Annotated in this window: 14 protein-coding genes; 8 read left to right on the top strand and 6 right to left on the bottom strand. The window is 74.3% G+C overall.

The features are described from left to right. Positions 1 to 308: 308 nt before the first annotated feature. The 6 genes from ACFY60_RS01810 (at position 309) to ACFY60_RS01785 (ending at position 6,844) form a co-directional block, all read left to right on the top strand. A complete protein-coding gene (locus ACFY60_RS01810; protein ID WP_388607628.1) occupies positions 309 to 3,380 on the top strand; it encodes a nitrate- and nitrite sensing domain-containing protein in 3,072 nt (1,023 codons plus the stop codon). Beyond that, positions 3,377 to 3,862: a roadblock/LC7 domain-containing protein gene (locus ACFY60_RS01805; protein ID WP_388607630.1), complete on the top strand. Its 486-nt coding sequence runs from the start codon at positions 3,377 to 3,379 to the stop codon at positions 3,860 to 3,862. The genes ACFY60_RS01810 and ACFY60_RS01805 overlap by 4 nt, the downstream gene beginning before the upstream one ends. Before the next feature lie 5 nt (positions 3,863 to 3,867). Further along, positions 3,868 to 4,281 carry a DUF742 domain-containing protein gene (locus tag ACFY60_RS01800; protein WP_375165247.1) on the top strand — a complete coding sequence of 138 codons (414 nt, stop codon included), beginning with the start codon at positions 3,868 to 3,870 and terminating at the stop codon, positions 4,279 to 4,281. Positions 4,282 to 4,375: 94 nt separating this feature from the next. After that, positions 4,376 to 4,990: an ATP/GTP-binding protein gene (locus ACFY60_RS01795; protein ID WP_388608155.1), complete on the top strand. Its 615-nt coding sequence runs from the start codon at positions 4,376 to 4,378 to the stop codon at positions 4,988 to 4,990. Positions 4,991 to 5,024: 34 nt separating this feature from the next. Beyond that, positions 5,025 to 6,260, top strand: a complete 1,236-nt coding sequence (locus ACFY60_RS01790) for a styrene monooxygenase/indole monooxygenase family protein (RefSeq protein WP_309054098.1) — start codon at positions 5,025 to 5,027, stop codon at positions 6,258 to 6,260. A 71-nt stretch (positions 6,261 to 6,331) separates the two neighbouring features. Continuing rightward, positions 6,332 to 6,844 carry a DUF6584 family protein gene (locus ACFY60_RS01785; RefSeq protein ID WP_388607632.1) on the top strand — a complete coding sequence of 171 codons (513 nt, stop codon included), beginning with the start codon at positions 6,332 to 6,334 and terminating at the stop codon, positions 6,842 to 6,844. 23 nt (positions 6,845 to 6,867) lie between these two features. Here ACFY60_RS01785 and ACFY60_RS01780 read toward each other — a convergent pair whose 3' ends face one another. The 4 genes from ACFY60_RS01780 to ACFY60_RS01765 form a co-directional block, all read right to left on the bottom strand. Further along, the gene (locus ACFY60_RS01780; RefSeq protein ID WP_388607634.1) at positions 6,868 to 8,322 is read right to left on the bottom strand and encodes a C40 family peptidase; all 1,455 of its coding nucleotides are present in this window, start codon (positions 8,320 to 8,322) and stop codon (positions 6,868 to 6,870) included. A 77-nt stretch (positions 8,323 to 8,399) separates the two neighbouring features. Next, positions 8,400 to 8,705: a hypothetical protein gene (locus tag ACFY60_RS01775; protein WP_388607636.1), complete on the bottom strand. Its 306-nt coding sequence runs from the start codon at positions 8,703 to 8,705 to the stop codon at positions 8,400 to 8,402. 26 nt (positions 8,706 to 8,731) lie between these two features. Further along, positions 8,732 to 9,454: a TetR/AcrR family transcriptional regulator gene (locus ACFY60_RS01770; RefSeq protein ID WP_388607638.1), complete on the bottom strand. Its 723-nt coding sequence runs from the start codon at positions 9,452 to 9,454 to the stop codon at positions 8,732 to 8,734. Between the two features lie 69 nt (positions 9,455 to 9,523). Then, positions 9,524 to 10,459 carry a diiron oxygenase gene (locus ACFY60_RS01765; RefSeq protein ID WP_388607640.1) on the bottom strand — a complete coding sequence of 312 codons (936 nt, stop codon included), beginning with the start codon at positions 10,457 to 10,459 and terminating at the stop codon, positions 9,524 to 9,526. A 175-nt stretch (positions 10,460 to 10,634) separates the two neighbouring features. On the opposite strand from ACFY60_RS01765, the gene ACFY60_RS01760 reads away from it, so the two are divergent. Next, the gene (locus tag ACFY60_RS01760; protein WP_388607642.1) at positions 10,635 to 11,756 is read left to right on the top strand and encodes a ferritin-like domain-containing protein; all 1,122 of its coding nucleotides are present in this window, start codon (positions 10,635 to 10,637) and stop codon (positions 11,754 to 11,756) included. Between the two features lie 257 nt (positions 11,757 to 12,013). After that, positions 12,014 to 12,442: a VOC family protein gene (locus tag ACFY60_RS01755; RefSeq protein ID WP_388607644.1), complete on the top strand. Its 429-nt coding sequence runs from the start codon at positions 12,014 to 12,016 to the stop codon at positions 12,440 to 12,442. Between the two features lie 43 nt (positions 12,443 to 12,485). Here ACFY60_RS01755 and ACFY60_RS01750 read toward each other — a convergent pair whose 3' ends face one another. Both ACFY60_RS01750 and ACFY60_RS01745 read right to left on the bottom strand, forming a co-directional pair. Further along, on the bottom strand, positions 12,486 to 14,009 hold the full coding sequence (locus ACFY60_RS01750) for a penicillin-binding transpeptidase domain-containing protein (protein ID WP_388607646.1): 1,524 nt from the start codon (positions 14,007 to 14,009) through the stop codon (positions 12,486 to 12,488). Next, the gene (locus tag ACFY60_RS01745; protein WP_388607648.1) at positions 14,006 to 15,388 is read right to left on the bottom strand and encodes an FtsW/RodA/SpoVE family cell cycle protein; all 1,383 of its coding nucleotides are present in this window, start codon (positions 15,386 to 15,388) and stop codon (positions 14,006 to 14,008) included. Before ACFY60_RS01745 ends, ACFY60_RS01750 begins: the two co-directional genes overlap by 4 nt. Between the last annotated feature and the right edge of the window lie 42 nt (positions 15,389 to 15,430).

The following is a 15,430-nucleotide window of genomic DNA, read 5'->3' as shown; positions in this document are numbered from 1 at the left end:
AGGCCTGTACCAAGGGGTGGCAGGGCGCAACAGCGGTGGAACCGGAGGCTCCGGCGAGCTGCGGGCGGGCATCCTGCCAAAGCCCGCGCGGAAGATCCAACCGGGGCCCGCACCGGGCCCTTCCGGGGCGGGGTGGCGAGTTGTTCGCCAACTCATGAGTGTTGTTCACTCGTTCGGGTGGCGGTGCGGCCGATGCGCGCCCCCTTGTCCGAAGCGCTGGAATGGTCGGAAGCCGTACCAGGGGTGGGGGCTGGGGGCGCTCCATGTGACCGGTCGTCACCTCTGCTGTGTGGGCGGACGAGTCAAGAATGCGAGCACCGGTGCAGAAGAAGCGGCCTCGGAGCAACAACGGCACGCCGAGTCGAACCCCCGGTGAGCCGCCGGCCTCCGGCGGCGCCCCGGCGCCCGCCGCTGCCTCCGCCGACCGTCCCGCCGCCCCGGCCCCCGCGCCCGCCGGCCCCACCGGCCGGGCCAAGCGGGTCCGCAACCGGCTCGTCGCCGGGGTCGCCCTCGTCGGTGTCACCGTGCTCGCCGCCGGCGCCCCCGCCGTCCTCACCGCCTCCGCCGAGCTCACCGAGTCCCAGCGCCTCGTCACCCTCGCCGAACTCGACCGGCAGGCCGTCACCCTGGCCCACTCCCTCGCCGACGAGCGCGACGAGGTCGTCGCCTACATCGCCGCCGGCCGGGACGCCCAGTCCGGCTCCCCGCAGGACAAGCGGCAGGTCACCTCCACCCGCTCCGCCCGCGTGGACCGGCAGATGGACGAGATCCGGCCCGCCGCCCCCGAGGAACTGCGCCGCGACCTCGCCGGCGTGCCCTCCGTCCGCCGCGGCGCCCTCACCGGCAAGGGCACGGCCCTTGAGGCCCACAAGGCGTACACCGACATCATCGTCAAGCTCCAGGCCCTCGCCGACGAGCTCGCCGAGAAGACCCCGGCCCGCGCCGCCGACGCCTCGCTCACCGAGGCCACCCGCGCCCCGGCCGCCCTCGGCCGGGCCGTCGAGCAGGCCGCCGCCACCCGCGGGCTGCTCGTCGCCGCCCTCGCCGTCCCGCGTCCCGAGCCCACCGGTGAGGTCCGGTACGACCCGACGACCGGCACCTACGTCCCCGAGGAGCCCGAGGGCGCGGCCGAGGCCGACCGCGTCCGCGACGCCCTCACCGCCGCCGCCCAGCAGGCCCGGGTCCGGGAACTCGCCGCCCTCGGCGACTTCGACCAGTCCGCCGGCACCGCCGCCCGCGACTCCCTCGCCGCCACCGTCGCCGGCCCCGACGTGAAGAACGCCGAGCGGTCCCTCGCCGCCCTCACCGACCAGCCCCGGCTGACCGAGCGCGAGCGCGCGACGTCCCCGGCCGCACTGGAGGCCACGCTCTCCGCGCGCATCGAGCAGATGCGCGGGGTCGAGTCCGCCCTAGCCGCCGAGCGGGTCGAGCGGATCACCGCCCTCCGCGACGACGACGTCACCGCCCTCGAACTGCGCGTCGCCTTCCTCGGCGGCTGCCTGCTCGTCGCCCTCGGCGTCTCCACCTACGTCGCCCGCAGCCTCACCCGGCCGCTCGCCGTGCTCCGCCTCGGCGCCGCCCGGCTCGCCGCCGCGCCCACCCCGCACACCGAGGAGCCGGTCCGCTTCACCGGCCGCAACGACGAGTTCGCGCAGGTCGTCCGCTCGCTCAACGCCCTCCACGCGCAGCTGGCCGGCCTCTCCGCCCACGCCGAGCGGCTCGCCGGCCGGAACGCCGACCTGGAGGCCGACAAGGAGGCCGTCGGCGCCGAGCTCGCCGCCCAGCGCGCCGACCTCCAGGGCCGCGTCGCCCTGCTCACCGCCGACCTGGAGCGGCTCAAGGGCACCGTCCAGCACACCTTCGTCAACCTCTCCCTGCGCAGCCTCGGCCTCGTCGAGCGCCAGCTCGGCGTCATCGAGAAGCTGGAGGAGCGCGAGCAGGACCCGGACCGCCTGGCCACCCTCTTCAAGCTCGACCACATGGCGACCGTCATGCGCCGCCACAGCGAGAACCTCCTCGTCCTCGCCGGCCACGAGCACGTCCACGGCCACGCCGGACCCGTCCCGCTCGTCGACGTGCTGCGCGCCGCCGTCAGCGAGATCGAGCGCTACGAGCGGGTCACCATCCAGTCCCTCCCGCCGCACGCCCAGGTCGCCGGGTTCGCCGCCGACGACCTGAGCCACCTGATCGCGGAGCTCCTGGAGAACGCCACCTCCTTCTCACCGCCGGACGCCGAGGTGCAGCTCTCCGGCTGGCTCCTGGAGAGCGGCGAGGTCATGCTCTCCGTCCAGGACGCGGGCATCGGCGTCACCCCGGCCCGGCTCGCCGAGCTCAACGCGCGCCTCGCCGAGGCCGACCCGGACGCCTTCGAGGGCGAGGGCCTCGGCATGCGGGTCGTCGCCCTGCTCGCCGCCCGCCACGGCGTCAGCGTCCAGCTGCGCGGGCAGAAGCCGGGCGGTACGGCGGCCGTCGTCGTCCTGCCGCTGCCGCTGCTGCCCTCCGTCCCGCCGGCCTCGGCCGTCCCCGAACCGGTACGCGGCGGGGGCCCCGCGCCCACGATCAACCTGCCGGGCTCGGTCGCCGAGGCCAACTCCAACACCCTCCCGTCCCGCACCAGGGACCCGCTGGTGGAAGCCGCCGAGCGGGCCGTGCACGCGGCCGGGGACCAGGCCGCGCCCGAGGCACCGGCGGAGCCCGCCCCGGCGGCGGAACCGGCGACCGCGCAGGCCCCGGCACCCGCGGGGCCCGTACGGGAGGCGACGGAGCCCGTCCGGGACCCCGCACCGGAGCGGACCGCCGAAGAGGCCGCCCCCGCACCGGAGCGGACCGCCGAAGAGGCCGCCCCCGCACCGGAGCGGTCCGGTGCGGACCTCCGCGAGACGGTCTCCGAGACCACGCTCCAGGTCCGGCTGCCCGACCCGCGCCCCGAGCCGGACGCCCACGACCGCGCGCCCGAGGACCCCGCGTACGCCCCGTACGGCGGGACCCCCGGCGCGTACGACGAGACTCCCGGCGCTCCGGAGCCCGCCACGGGCCCCGCGCAGCAGCCGGCACCGGAGCCCGCGCCGGGCCCCGTCCACCCCGGTCCCGCGCAGGGGACGGCCGCCGACCAGGCCGTCCCAGGACCGCGCCCCGCGCAGTGGGAGCGGGTCACCGACAAGGGGCTGCCCAAGCGGACCCCGCAGGTGGTCCGCCAGCCCGAGGGGTCCGCGGCGCGGCGCCGCGGCAGCGTCGACGCCGAGGCCCTGCGCCGCCGGCTCGGCGGCTTCCACCAGGGCGCCAAGAACGGCCGCCGGGACGTGGAGGCGGAGATAGCCGCGGAGGGAACCGCGCGTACAGAGGAGAACACGGGGGACACCGTCGAGGAGGCACGCAGTTGACCGCGACCGGAACATTCGGACTGAGCACGGAAGCCCGCAACCTGCACTGGCTGCTGGGGAATCTCGTCGAGGAGGTGCCGGGCGTCCGCTCGGTCGCCGTCGTCTCCTCCGACGGACTGCTGCTGCTCTCCTCCGACCCGGCTGCCCAGCCGGTCACCGCCGACGAGGCAGGCCGCCCCGAGGGCCCACGCGGCTCCAGCGCCGACCTGGCCACCATCGTCTCGGGCATCGGCAGCCTCACCGTCGGCGCCGCACGCCTGATGGACGGCGGCGGCGTCAAGCAGACCATGGTGGCGATGGAGGAGGGCAGCGTCTTCGTCATGTCGATCAGCGACGGCTCGCTGCTCGGCGTCCACGCCGAACCCGACTGCGACATGAGCGTCGTCGCCTACCACATGGCCCTCTTCGTGGGCCGCGCCGGCCACGTCCTCACCCCCGAGGTCCGCAGCGAACTGCGCAAGTCGATGGAGGGCAACCGGTGACGTCGCTGTCCTCGGGGTTCCACCCCCACAGGCTGCCGGTACGGGGGGAGGGGCGCCGCCCCGCCCGCGTGCGCCCCTACTCGCTGACCGGCGGCCGCACCCGCTTCGGCCATGTGCTGCTCGTGGAGACCTTCGTGGCCGCGCTCGAAGCACCGGCCCCCCGCAAGGTCCTGACGGACGGCGGGCCGGGAGCCCGCGGGCTGATGCCCGAGATGCGGGCCATCGTCGAGATCTGCCGCCGGATGCGGACCGTCGCGGAGATCTCGGCACTTCTGAAGATGCCGTTGGGAGTTGTCCGGGTGCTGCTCAGCGACCTGGCCGACCAGGGAAAGATCCGTGTGTACGGGACCGGTCACGGCACCGGCCAGCCCGACCGCGCGCTCCTCGAAAGGGTGCTGAGTGGACTCCGTCGTCTCTGACGCCACCGCCGTCGTACCGGCGGACACCGCCGTCGTCCCCGAGCCCGCGGCGGTCACCGTCACCGTCCCCGCCCAGCCGCGGGCCGGGGACCCCCTGGCCGGCCCGGACGCCGGCGCCGACCCCGAGGAGGGCGCCCAGGACTGGCAGCTGGACCACAGCCGCGCCCCGATCGCCACGAAGATCGTGGTCGCGGGCGGCTTCGGCGTCGGCAAGACCACCTTCGTCCGCGCGGTCTCGGAGATCACCCCGCTCCAGACCGAGGCCCTGATGACCCGGGCCAGCGAGGACACCGACGACCTCACGGCCACGCCCGACAAGCTGACCACGACCGTGGCGATGGACTTCGGCCGGATCACGCTCGACAACGACCTCGTCCTGTACGTGTTCGGCACGCCCGGCCAGCAGCGCTTCTGGTTCATGTGGGACGACCTGGTGCGCGGGGCGATCGGCGCGATCGTGCTCGCCGACACCCGCCGGCTCACCGACTGCTTCCCGGCCCTCGACTACTTCGAGAGCTGCGGGCTCCCGTACATCGTGGCCGTCAACCACTTCGAGGGCACCGAGCGGTTCGAGGTGGAGGACGTACGGGAGGCCCTGACGGTGCCCCCGCACGTCCCCGTGGTGATCATGGACGCGCGCAAGCGCTACAGCGTCGTGGAGACCCTGCTCGCCATGGTCGCCCACGCGCTCGAAGCCACCCCCGAATAGCCCTCCCCGTCACGTCACGCCAGGAGCACCACCCATGCGGAAGATACTCATAGTCGGGGCCGGACAGTCCGGTCTTCAGCTCGCCCTCGGCCTCCAGTCGCAGGGCTACGAGGTCACCCTCATGTCGAACCGGACGGCGGACGAGATCCGCTCCGGCCGGGTCATGTCCACCCAGTGCATGTTCCACACCGCCCTCCAGCACGAGCGCGACCTCGGCCTCAACTTCTGGGAGTCGCAGGCCCCGAGGATCGAGGGCCTCGGCGTCTCCGTCGCCGCCCCCGACGGCGGCCGCGCGATCGACTGGGTCGGCAAGCTCGACGGCTACGCCCAGTCCGTCGACCAGCGCGTGAAGATGGCCGGCTGGATGGAGACCTTCGCCCAGCGCGGCGGCCAGCTCGTCATCCACGGCGCCGCCGTCGGCGACCTCGACTTCTTCGCCCGCCGCTACGACCTGGTGCTCGTCGCCGCCGGCAAGGGCGAGCTGGTCTCCATGTTCGGCCGGGACGCCTCCCGCTCCCCGTACAGCGAACCGCAGCGCGCCCTCGCCGTCGCCTACGTCCACGGCCTCGGCCCGCGCCCCGAGCACCCCGACTTCGACGCGGTGCGCTGCAACGTCGTCCCCGGCGTCGGCGAACTCTTCGTCATGCCGACCCTCACCACCGGCGGCCGCGCCGACATCCTCTTCTGGGAGGGGGTGCCCGGCGGCCCGCTCGACGTCTTCCAGGGTGTCAAGGACCCCTCGGAGCACCTGGCGCTGACGCTGGAGCTGATGGAGCGGTTCACGCCCTGGGAGTACGCGCGCGCCACCAAGGTCGAACTCACCGACGCGGGCGGCACCCTCGCCGGCCGGTACGCGCCGACCGTCCGCAACCCCGTCGGCCGGCTGCCCGGGGGCGGCCTGGTCCTCGGCGTCGCCGACGTGGTCGTCGCCAACGACCCCATCACCGGCCAGGGCTCCAACTCGGCCTCCAAGTGCGCCGCCGCGTACCTGGCCGCCATCGTGGAGCACGGCGACCGCCCCTTCGACGAGGAGTGGATGCGGGCCACCTTCGACCGCTACTGGCAGACGGCCCAGCACGTCACGAAGTGGACCAACGCCATGCTCGCCCCGCCGCCGGAGCACGTCCTGAACCTCCTCGGCGCGGCGGGACAGCTCCAGCCGGCCGCCGACCGCTTCGCCAACGGCTTCAACGACCCGGCGGACTTCGAGAACTTCTTCTACGACCCCGAGAGGACGAACGCCTACCTGGCGTCGCTCACCGGCGCCTGAGGCAGTGCCGTGCCTCCCCGCCGGCGAAAACCGGTCGAGAACGGGGAGGCGGTCCGGGGATCATGGGGGCCATGCCCCTCGACGAGACCCTGGCCCGGGTGGACGCCGACCTGGCCGCCGGCCGCGTGCCCCTGGCGCGGCAGCGCCTGCGCGGCCTCGTCGGGTCGTACCCGTGGGACCTGACGCTGCGCCGCCGGCTCGCCGCGGTGTACCGGCTGTACGGGGACGCGGCCGAGGCCGGGCGCTGGATGTACCTCGAGGAGGACCGCGACCCGCAGGAGACCGCCGCCTTCGAGCGGCGGTACGTCTCCGCCCGGTGGCGCATGAAGGCCCTCGCCTGGCGGGGGCCGGAGGCGCTCGCGGCCACCCCCTTCGCGGCGGACCGGCTCGCCGAGGTCCGGGAGGCCTGCGCGGCCGAGGTGGGGCGACCGGTGGCCTGGGACGAGCCGGTCCCGTTCGACGGCCACGGACCGGTGGAAGAAGGTGGCCGGTCCGGCTGCGTCGTGGTCACCGTCGGGGCGTTCCTCGGCGGCACCGTGATGGCCGGCATCTGGCTGAAGGGCCTCCTCTCCCTCTTCGAGTGAGCCCGGGCGGCGCGTCTCCCCGCTCAGGCCGTCGCGTCGTACCCCTCGTCCGCGCCGTCCCGCGCGCCCGCAGGAAGCTCCGGGGGTACGTAGGAGGGCAGCGCCGTCCCGTCCGGGTCGGGGCGTACGGCGCCGAGGAGCGGGTTCGCGGCGACGGGGGAGACCTTCACCCGGCCGCCGGGCCGCGGCGCGTGCACCACCAGTCCCTCGCCCAGGTAGAGGGCGACATGGGTGGCGCCGGGGAAGTAGACCACGAGATCGCCCGGGCGCAGCTCGGTCAGCGGGACCCGGGGCAGCCGGGCCCACTGCTCCTGGCTGGTGCGCGGGATGTCCCGGCCGGCCGCCGCCCAGGCCCGCCGCGTCAGCCCCGAGCAGTCGTACGCGTCCGGGCCCTCCGCCCCCCACGCGTACGGGGTGCCGATCCGGTCCACCGCGAAGCGGAGGGCCGCCGCGCCCGCGCGGGACGGGGTGCGGAGGCCGTCGAGGACCCCCGAGTCCAGCAGGGTGCGCTGGGCGCCCGCCGTCTGCGCCCGCTCCAGCTCGGTCAGCCGGGTCAGCTGCGCGGGGGAGAGCGAGGCGAGCAGCCGCTCGACCTCCCGGAGCCGGGCCATGACCCGCGCGTGCTCGGTCCGCTGCCGTGCGGTGAGTTCCCGCTGCCGTTCCAGTGCCTCGGCGGAGGCGGCGGCGAGCGTGGCGGCCCGCCGCTCCGCGTCGCGCAGCCGGCTGACCGTCGCGGCCCGGTCACGGGCGGCGCGTGCCATCAGATGGCCCTGGTCCAGGGCGGCCCGGGGGTCGGGGGCGAGGAGGAGCCGCAGGGCGGGGGAGAGGGCGGACCGGCCCTGGTACTGCTCCCGCGCGAGCCGCCCGGCCTCGTCCCGCGCGCGGGCGAGGGCCTCGCGGGTGGCGGTGAGTCCGGCCGTGACCTTCTTGGTGTCGGCGGTCCGGAGCTTCAGTGCCTCCGCCGTGGCGTTGTACCGCTCGGTGGCCTCCTCGGCCTGCCGGTAGAGCGTCCGGAGCCGGGTCAGGAGCGTGGCGACGGAGTCACCCCCGGAGGGCGGGAGCGCGGCGGCGTCGTCGTCCCCGGCGGGGGAGGAGGGCTCCCCGGGGGCGGGCTCTGCACCGGGCGGTGCCGCCGGGGGCGGTTCGCCGGGGGCGGGCTCGCCGGAGGGCGGTTCCTCGCCGGGGGCGGGCTTCCGTGCGGGCGGCGGCTCGGCAGGGGCGGGCTTCCGCGTGGGCGGTTCGCCGGAGGCGCGCTCACCGGCATCCGGTGCACCGGCGGGGGGGTCGGCGTCCGGGGCCGCAGGGGCCGCCGCCGGTGGCGCGGCGGGCCCTGTCCGCAGGCCGGCGGGCGGGACCACGGGCGGACCGGCCGGCGCGGCGGTGGCTCCCGCCGGTTCCGCCAGGCCCGAGACCGGCGTCAGCGCGGTCGTCGCGGCGAGCACCCCCGTGCAGACCGTGCGCAGCAGCCGTCGCGACACGTCGTCATCACCTCCACCGGGATGATGACGCGTCACTTCATCCGATTACCGTACGAAGCGGGGCGCGCCCGGCCGCATCACCCGTTCGGCTCCGGGTCCCGCCGCGGCTCCGCCGCCGGGGCCGGCTTCGACCAGGGCCACTTGAGCTCGCGCCGCTCCCGCCCCTCGGGGGCGTACACGTACACCCACCCGCGCGGGAGCCCCAGCCGCCTGGTGTGGCCGGCCGGTTCGCGGCGGTACGCGTACACGGTCGGCGGCCGGCCGTCGTGGGCCGGCACCGGCACCTCGTACCACTTGGGCGGGTGACCGGTCGGTCCGACCAGGACGGGCAGGACCCGGCCGTCCAGAGGACCGCCGCGGAAAGGGGTGTTCTCGCTTCTCACCCCTCCAGTCTCTCCCGACCCCTCGGTCACAGCAGATGGGCGGCCTTCCCCACGACCGGGATCACCCGGCGGGCCAGGCTCGCCACCGGGCCGTCCGGCGTCTCCTGGGCCAGCAGGCGCGTGACCACCCCGGCGGTCTCCGCGTCGCTCGCCGTGCCGGCGGCCAGCAGGGCGACCAGCTGGTCCACCAGCCAGTCGCGCAGCTCGCCGGGCGGCGGCTGCTTGCCCTCGTCCAGCCAGATCAGCGAGGCCGCCTCGACGGCCGCGATCCAGGTCCGCACCAGCATCCGCAGCCGGGGTCCCGGCCGCTCCGCCGCCAGGTGGACGTAGATCTGCTCGGCGGCGGCCCGGCGCACCTCGTCCACGATCGCGGTCGTCCGGGAGGTCTCCACGACGCTGCCGCCGCGCAGCAGCGCGCTGAACCCGGCGTCGTGCTCGTCCACGAAGGCCAGGTAACGGTCGAGGACCCGGCCGAGCCGTTCCGTGGGCGGTCCGGCCGGCGGCTCGGTGAAGCACCGGTTCAGCACGTCGGCGGAGGAGCGCAGGGCCGCCTCGTACAACTGCTGCTTGCCGCCGGGGAAGTAGCGGTAGACGAGAGGGCGCGAGACCCCGGCCGCCTCCGCGACGTCGTCGAGCGACACCTCGTCGGGCGGCCGGTGGGCGAAGAGTCCCAGAGCCGCGGCGAGGAGCTGGCCGCGCCGCTCCTCGACGCCGAGCCTGCGGTACGCGGGAGAAGCGGCGCTCGTCATGCCCGCAGCGTAACCCCGGCCCCCGCGCCCCGGCCCCGGTGCGCGGGGAACCGGCCGCCGCCCCGCACCTCAGGCCAGCAGCCCGGAGGACTTCCACAGCCGGCGGCCCGGGCCGCGCAGGACGCCGATATCGTCGAGGAAGTCCGTCAGGCGCCCGGCGCCGGTCCGCATGACCTCCCGGCGGTGCCCGCTCGCCCTCACCTGGGCCACCGCCTCCCGCCGGTCCAGGCCCACCGCCTCGTACACCCCCGGGTTGACGAAACAGACGGAGAAGACCCGCGCGGCCTCGCCGCAGCTCAGCCGGGTGAACTCCTGCTCCCAGCGCGGGGCCGTCACCATCTGGCGGCGCAGCTCCTCACGGGCGTACCGGACGTGCCGGGCCTCCTCCACGACGTGGATGCGGGTGACGCCGCGGACGAGCGGCTGCACCCGCTCGTCCGGGAAGGTCAGGCGCTGCATCCAGTCGAGGATCTCCTCGCCGAGGAGGGTGGCGGCGAAGGAGCCCGGGGTGGTGGAGACGGTCTTCAGGAGGCGCGCGAGATTGTGGTAGAGCCGCGGTACCGGGTACGCGGGCGTGCCGCCGCGCCGGATCAGCCGGGCGAACATCATCGAGTGCCGGCACTCGTCGGCGATCTCGGTGAGCGCGTAACGCACGTGATGACTGGTCAGTGACTTGTCGTAGATGTGCCGCACGAGCAGCTGCATCAGAATGATCTCGAACCAGATGCCGAGCGAGGCGAGCGAGGCGGCCTCGTGACGTGAGAGGTCGATCCTCTGTTCCTCGGACATCCGCCGCCACAGCGGCGTGTCGTAGAGGGAGACGAGCTCCGGCGGCCAGAACCACGCGCCGTCCTCGAATGGGCTGTCCCAGTCCAGCTCGGTGTCCGGGTCGAAGGAGTGCTTGCGGGAGGACTCCAGGAGACGCTCGGCGACCTGTTCCCGGTCGCGCAGCGGCCCCAGGGCGTCCCGGAGGAGTGAGAAGTCGGGCTCGGTGAAGGAAGTCATGATCAGGGCACCTCGTCGCGCTCGCCGTCACGTCCACGGATCGACCGGGGTTACCCGGGGTATCTCCTTATGAGACCGCCCGTCAGCAGGGGGGTCAATCCCCCGTGCGGGACTTGTTGACCGCCCCGTCCACACCGTGTGAGCCTGCTCGGAAAACGGCAGTAAGGAGTCGTCAGTGTCGACCCACGACCTCTATGCGAACCCCCCGGGAGCGCCGCGCTGGGAGGTGCCCTCGCCGGGCTCCGGCGCCCGCTTCACCTGGGAATACGATATGGAGGACACGGGCCGCGACCGGCTCCTCGCCCTGTACCGGAAGGGCAAGGACAAGCAGTGGGACGGGGACCTGCGCATCGACTGGGACCTGGAGGTCGACCCGTACGACCCCCTGGGCACCCCCGACGAGGCCATGACCCTCCACGGCACCCGCCACTGGGCCAAGCTCTCGGAGAAGGACAAGGGCGAGCTGCGCCGCCACTACGCCTCCTGGCAGTTCAGCCAGTTCCTCCACGGCGAGCAGGGGGCCATGATCTGCGCCGCCCGGATCGTCGAGTCCGCCCCCGACATGGACGCCAAGTTCTACTCGGCCACCCAGACCATGGACGAGGCCCGGCACGCCGAGATATACGGCCGCTTCCTCCACGAGAAGATCGGGATGCTCTACCCGATCAACGACAACCTCCAGGGGCTCCTCTCCGACACCCTGCGCGACTCCCGGTGGGACATGCCCTACCTCGGCATGCAGGTCCTCATCGAAGGCCTCGCCCTCGCCGCCTTCGGCATGATCCGCGACACCACCGACAAGCCGCTGCCCAAGCAGATCCTCGCCTACGTCATGCAGGACGAGGCCCGGCACGTGGCCTTCGGCCGGATGGCCCTGCGTGACTACTACAAGCAGCTCACCGACGCCGAACTGCGCGAGCGCGAGGAGTTCGTCATCGAGGGCTGCTACCTCATGCGCGACCGGCTGCGCGGGGTCGAGGTCCTGGAGAACTTCGGCATCCCGAAGAAGGAGGCCGAGGAGATGAGCGAGCGGAGCGCCTTCCTGCACCTCTTCCGCAAGCTCCTCTTCAGCCGCATCGTCCCCTGCGTGAAGGACATCGGCCTGTGGGGCGAGCGGCTCCAGAAGGCCTACCTGGACATGGGAGTCTTCGAGCTCGGCGACTCCAACCTGGACCTCCTCATGGCCCAGGACGAGGAGATCGCGGAACGCCTGGACGCGGAGCGTTTCGCGCGCGAGGAGCGCGAGCGGGTGGCGGAGGTGGAGGAGGCGATAGCCCAGGGCGCGGCGGCGGAGTAGCGCGGGGCACCCGGGCGTACCCGGCGGCGGCCCGGCCCCGCCCGCGCGGACCGGGAAACGATCTTGCCTCCGCCCGGGACGGTCACTAGGGTCGGGCGGGTGACTGCCGGGTCGGCCATGGGCCACGCACGAGTGAGGGTCCCGGCTCCGGCGTGAGGCCGGGGCGGGCGAGAGGCCCGCCCTCCTTCTCCGCGTCTTCGCGGCCCGCGCCCCGGGCGCCCTTCCCCGCACCTCACACGACCGGAGACACCTCACCCATGTCCGTTCCCCCACCGCATCCGCACGCGCCCGAGCCGTCCCCGGCCGGCGTCCAGCTGAACCACACCGTCGTCCACGCGAGCGACCGGTACCTGTCCGCCGAGTTCCTCGCGGCGGTCCTGGGCCTGCGGGTCGGCGCCCCCTTCGGCCCGTTCCTGCCCGTCGATCTCGACAACGGCGTGACGCTCGACTACTACGAGCAGAGGAACGAGCCGATCCAGTCCCAGCACTACGCCTTCCTCGTCCCCGAGGAACGGTTCGACGGCGTCATCGCCCGCCTGGAGGCGGTCGGGGTCACCTACTACGCCGACCCCGCCCACACCCAACCCGGCCGGATCAACCGCCTCTTCGGGGGCCGCGGCGCCTACTTCGCCGACCCGGACGGCCACAACATGGAGGTCATGACGCGGCCGTACGTCCGGCCCTGAGCCGTGGCCGTGAAGTCGCGCCTGCCCCCGCGGGCGGTCGCCGCTACTTCACGGCCCCGGCCCGGCCCGCCGCGGAGGCGCCGCCCGCGCCCCGGCCGCGCGCCTCCGCCTCCAGGCGCAGCGCCTCCGCCATCACCGCCCGGGCGACCGGGGCCGCGCTGCCACCGCCGCTGATGTCCGTACGGGAGGCCTCGGCGTCCTCCACGACGACCGCGACCGCCACCGCCGGCTGCGCCGCGTCCAGAGCCTGCGCCCAGGCGATGAACCAGGCGTACGGCGTCCCGGTGTTGCCGAACCCGTGCTGCGCCGTGCCGGTCTTGCCGCCGACCCGCGCCCCGGGGATCGCCGCGTTGCCCCCCGTCCCCTCCTCCACCGCGCGGACCATCAGCCGCTGGAGCTGGACGGCCGTCGACGGGGTCATCGCCTGCCGGTAGGTGCGGCGCGCCGTCCGGCCCACGGTCGTCCCGCCGGAGGTCGTCGTCCGGTCGACCAGGTACGGGTGGGCGATCTCGCCGTGGTTGGCCACCGCCGCCGCCACCATCGCCATCTGCAACGGCGTCGCCGTCGTGTCGAACTGCCCGATCGAGGAGAGCGCGAGCTGGTCCGGGCTCATCCCCCGGTCGAAGTTCGACCGCGCCACCCAGGACGGCACGCGCAGCCCGGTGTCGTTGAAGCCGAAGCGTTCCACCGCCTCCACCATCCCCGCCGCCCCCACCTCCACCCCGAGCCCGGCCATCACCGTGTTGCACGACCACTGGATCGCGTACGCCAGCGACGCGTCCCCGCACCCCTTCGCCTCGTTGGGCAGCACCTGCCGGGTGCCCGGGAGCACGAAGGGGTCCGGGGTGTCCGTGGGTGCCTCCACGTCCCGCACCGCCCCCGCGTCGAGCGCGGCCGCCGCCGTCACGATCTTGAAGGTGGAGCCCGGCGGATACGTCTGGCGCAGCGCCCGGTTCAGCATCGGCTGGTTCGGCGAGGAGTTCAGCCGCCGCCAGGCGTCCTTCACCGCCCGGCCCGTCCCCGACAGGACCCCCGGGTCGTACGAGGGCGAACTGACCAGCGCCAGGATCCGGCCGCTGTGCGGCTCCAGGGCCACCACCGCGCCCCGCTTGCCGTCGAGCCCCCGGAAGGCCGCCGCCTGCATCGAGGAGCGGATCGTCGTGATCACGTCCCCGCCCGGCCGCCGGCCCCGCAGCGGGTCGTTCCACAGCGGCAGCGGCGCCAGCATCGGATCCGTACCGGCCAGGACGGCGTCCTCCGCGTGCTCGACGAGCGTGGTGCCGTACGTCTGCGAGGCGTAACCGGTCAGCGGGGCGTACATCGGCCCCTCGCGGTACGTCCGCTCCCAGCGCAGCTGCTGCCCGCTGTCGCGGGAGCCCGTCACGGGGCGGCCGTCCACGACGATCTCCCCGCGCGGCTGCGCGTAGCGCTGGATGGCGATCCGCCGGTTGGCCGGGTTGCCGTCCAGCTCCGCCGCCTCGAAGACCATCACCCGGGCCGCGTTCACCAGCAGCGCGACGAGGAGGAGGAGACAGAGCACCGCCGCCCGCCGGATGTACCGGATCACCGCACGCCCTCCCGCACCGGTGCGGCCGGTCCCGTCTCCGCCGCCTCGGGCAGCGGGGCGCGCGCCGAGTCGCTGACCCGGATCAGGAGCGCCACGATCATCCAGTTGGTCACCACCGACGAACCGCCCTGCGCCAGGAACGGCATCGCCATGCCGGTCAGCGGGATCAGCCCCATCACCCCGCCGGCGATCACGAACACCTGGAGCGCGACGATCGAGGCGAGCCCGGTCGCCAGGAGCCGGCCGAAGGCGTCGCGCAGCGACAGGCCGGCCTGGAAACCGCGGCCGACGAGCAGCGCGTAGAGGACGAAGAGGGCGGTGAGGCCGAGGAGCCCCAGTTCCTCCCCGGCCGTGGCGAGGATGAAGTCCGACTTGGTCGCGAAGCCGATCAGGACGGAGTGGCCGAGTCCGAGCCCCGTGCCGAGCATCCCGCCGGCGGCGAAGGAGAACAGGGACTGGGCCAGCTGCCCCGGTCCCTCGCCCGCACGGATCGAGGCGAAGGGGTCGAGCCAGTCCTCCACCCGGCTGTGCACGTGCGGTTCGACCGAGCCGATGAGGAAGGCCCCGGCGGAGGCGAGGACCAGGCCGATCGCGATCCAGCCGGTCCGGCCCGTCGCCACGTACAGCATGATCACGAACAGTCCGAAGAAGAGGAGCGAGGTGCCGAGGTCCCGTTCCAGGACGAGGACGCCGACGCTGAGCACCCAGATCGCCACGATCGGCCCCAGCACCCGCCAGGTGGGGAACCGCAGCTGCCGGAACCGGCGGCCGGTGTAGGCGAGCGCGTGGCGGTTGGCGGCCAGATACGCGGCGAAGAACACCGCCAGCAGGATCTTCGCGAACTCCCCGGGCTGGAAGGACAGCCCGCCGATCCGGATCCAGATCCGGGCGCCGTTCACGGCGGGGAAGAAGATCGGCAGGATCATCAGCGCCAGGGCGGCGGCCACCGACACGTACGCGTACCCCTGGAGCGTCCGGTGGTCCCGCAGCAGCAGCACCACGACGATGAACAGCGCCACCCCGAGCGTCGACCAGACCAGCTGGGGCGCCGCCGCCCGGTCGTGCGGGGTCTCCAGGTCGAGGCGGTAGATGAGGACCAGGCCGAGACCGTTGAGGAGGACGGCGATCGGCAGCAGGAGCGGATCGGCGTACGGGGCGCGGAACCGCACCGCGAGATGCGCGACGAGCGCGAGCAGCCCGAGGCCCGCGCCGTACCGGAGGGCGTCGGGCGGGACGGCACCGTTCCGGGCGAGCCCCACCTCCGCGTATCCGAGGACGGACAGCAGGACCGCGCCGACCAGGAGGCAGAACTCCACCCCGCGGCGCTTCGGCACACGGACCCCGAGCGGCGGCGCGTCCGGGCTCGGGGGTGCGGTCATGGTGCGCAACGTAGCAAGCCGTATGCCCTATGTCCCTTTTGT

The sequence above is a fragment of the Streptomyces sp. NPDC012827 genome (assembly GCF_042900905.1).
In the GTDB taxonomy this organism is placed as follows: domain Bacteria; phylum Actinomycetota; class Actinomycetes; order Streptomycetales; family Streptomycetaceae; genus Streptomyces; species Streptomyces gulbargensis.
This window is presented reverse-complemented; position numbering and strand designations above follow the sequence as displayed.

Excerpts from the sequence above, each read along its gene's own strand:
- ACFY60_RS01810 (WP_388607628.1), top strand. The coding sequence starts at position 309 with ATGCGAGCACCGGTGCAGAAGAAGCGGCCTCGGAGCAACAACGGCACG.
- ACFY60_RS01790 (WP_309054098.1), top strand. The coding sequence starts at position 5,025 with ATGCGGAAGATACTCATAGTCGGGGCCGGACAGTCCGGTCTTCAGCTC.
- ACFY60_RS01785 (WP_388607632.1), top strand. The coding sequence starts at position 6,332 with ATGCCCCTCGACGAGACCCTGGCCCGGGTGGACGCCGACCTGGCCGCC.
- ACFY60_RS01770 (WP_388607638.1), bottom strand. The coding sequence starts at position 9,454 with ATGACGAGCGCCGCTTCTCCCGCGTACCGCAGGCTCGGCGTCGAGGAG.
- ACFY60_RS01765 (WP_388607640.1), bottom strand. The coding sequence starts at position 10,459 with ATGACTTCCTTCACCGAGCCCGACTTCTCACTCCTCCGGGACGCCCTG.
- ACFY60_RS01755 (WP_388607644.1), top strand. The coding sequence starts at position 12,014 with ATGTCCGTTCCCCCACCGCATCCGCACGCGCCCGAGCCGTCCCCGGCC.
- ACFY60_RS01745 (WP_388607648.1), bottom strand. The coding sequence starts at position 15,388 with ATGACCGCACCCCCGAGCCCGGACGCGCCGCCGCTCGGGGTCCGTGTG.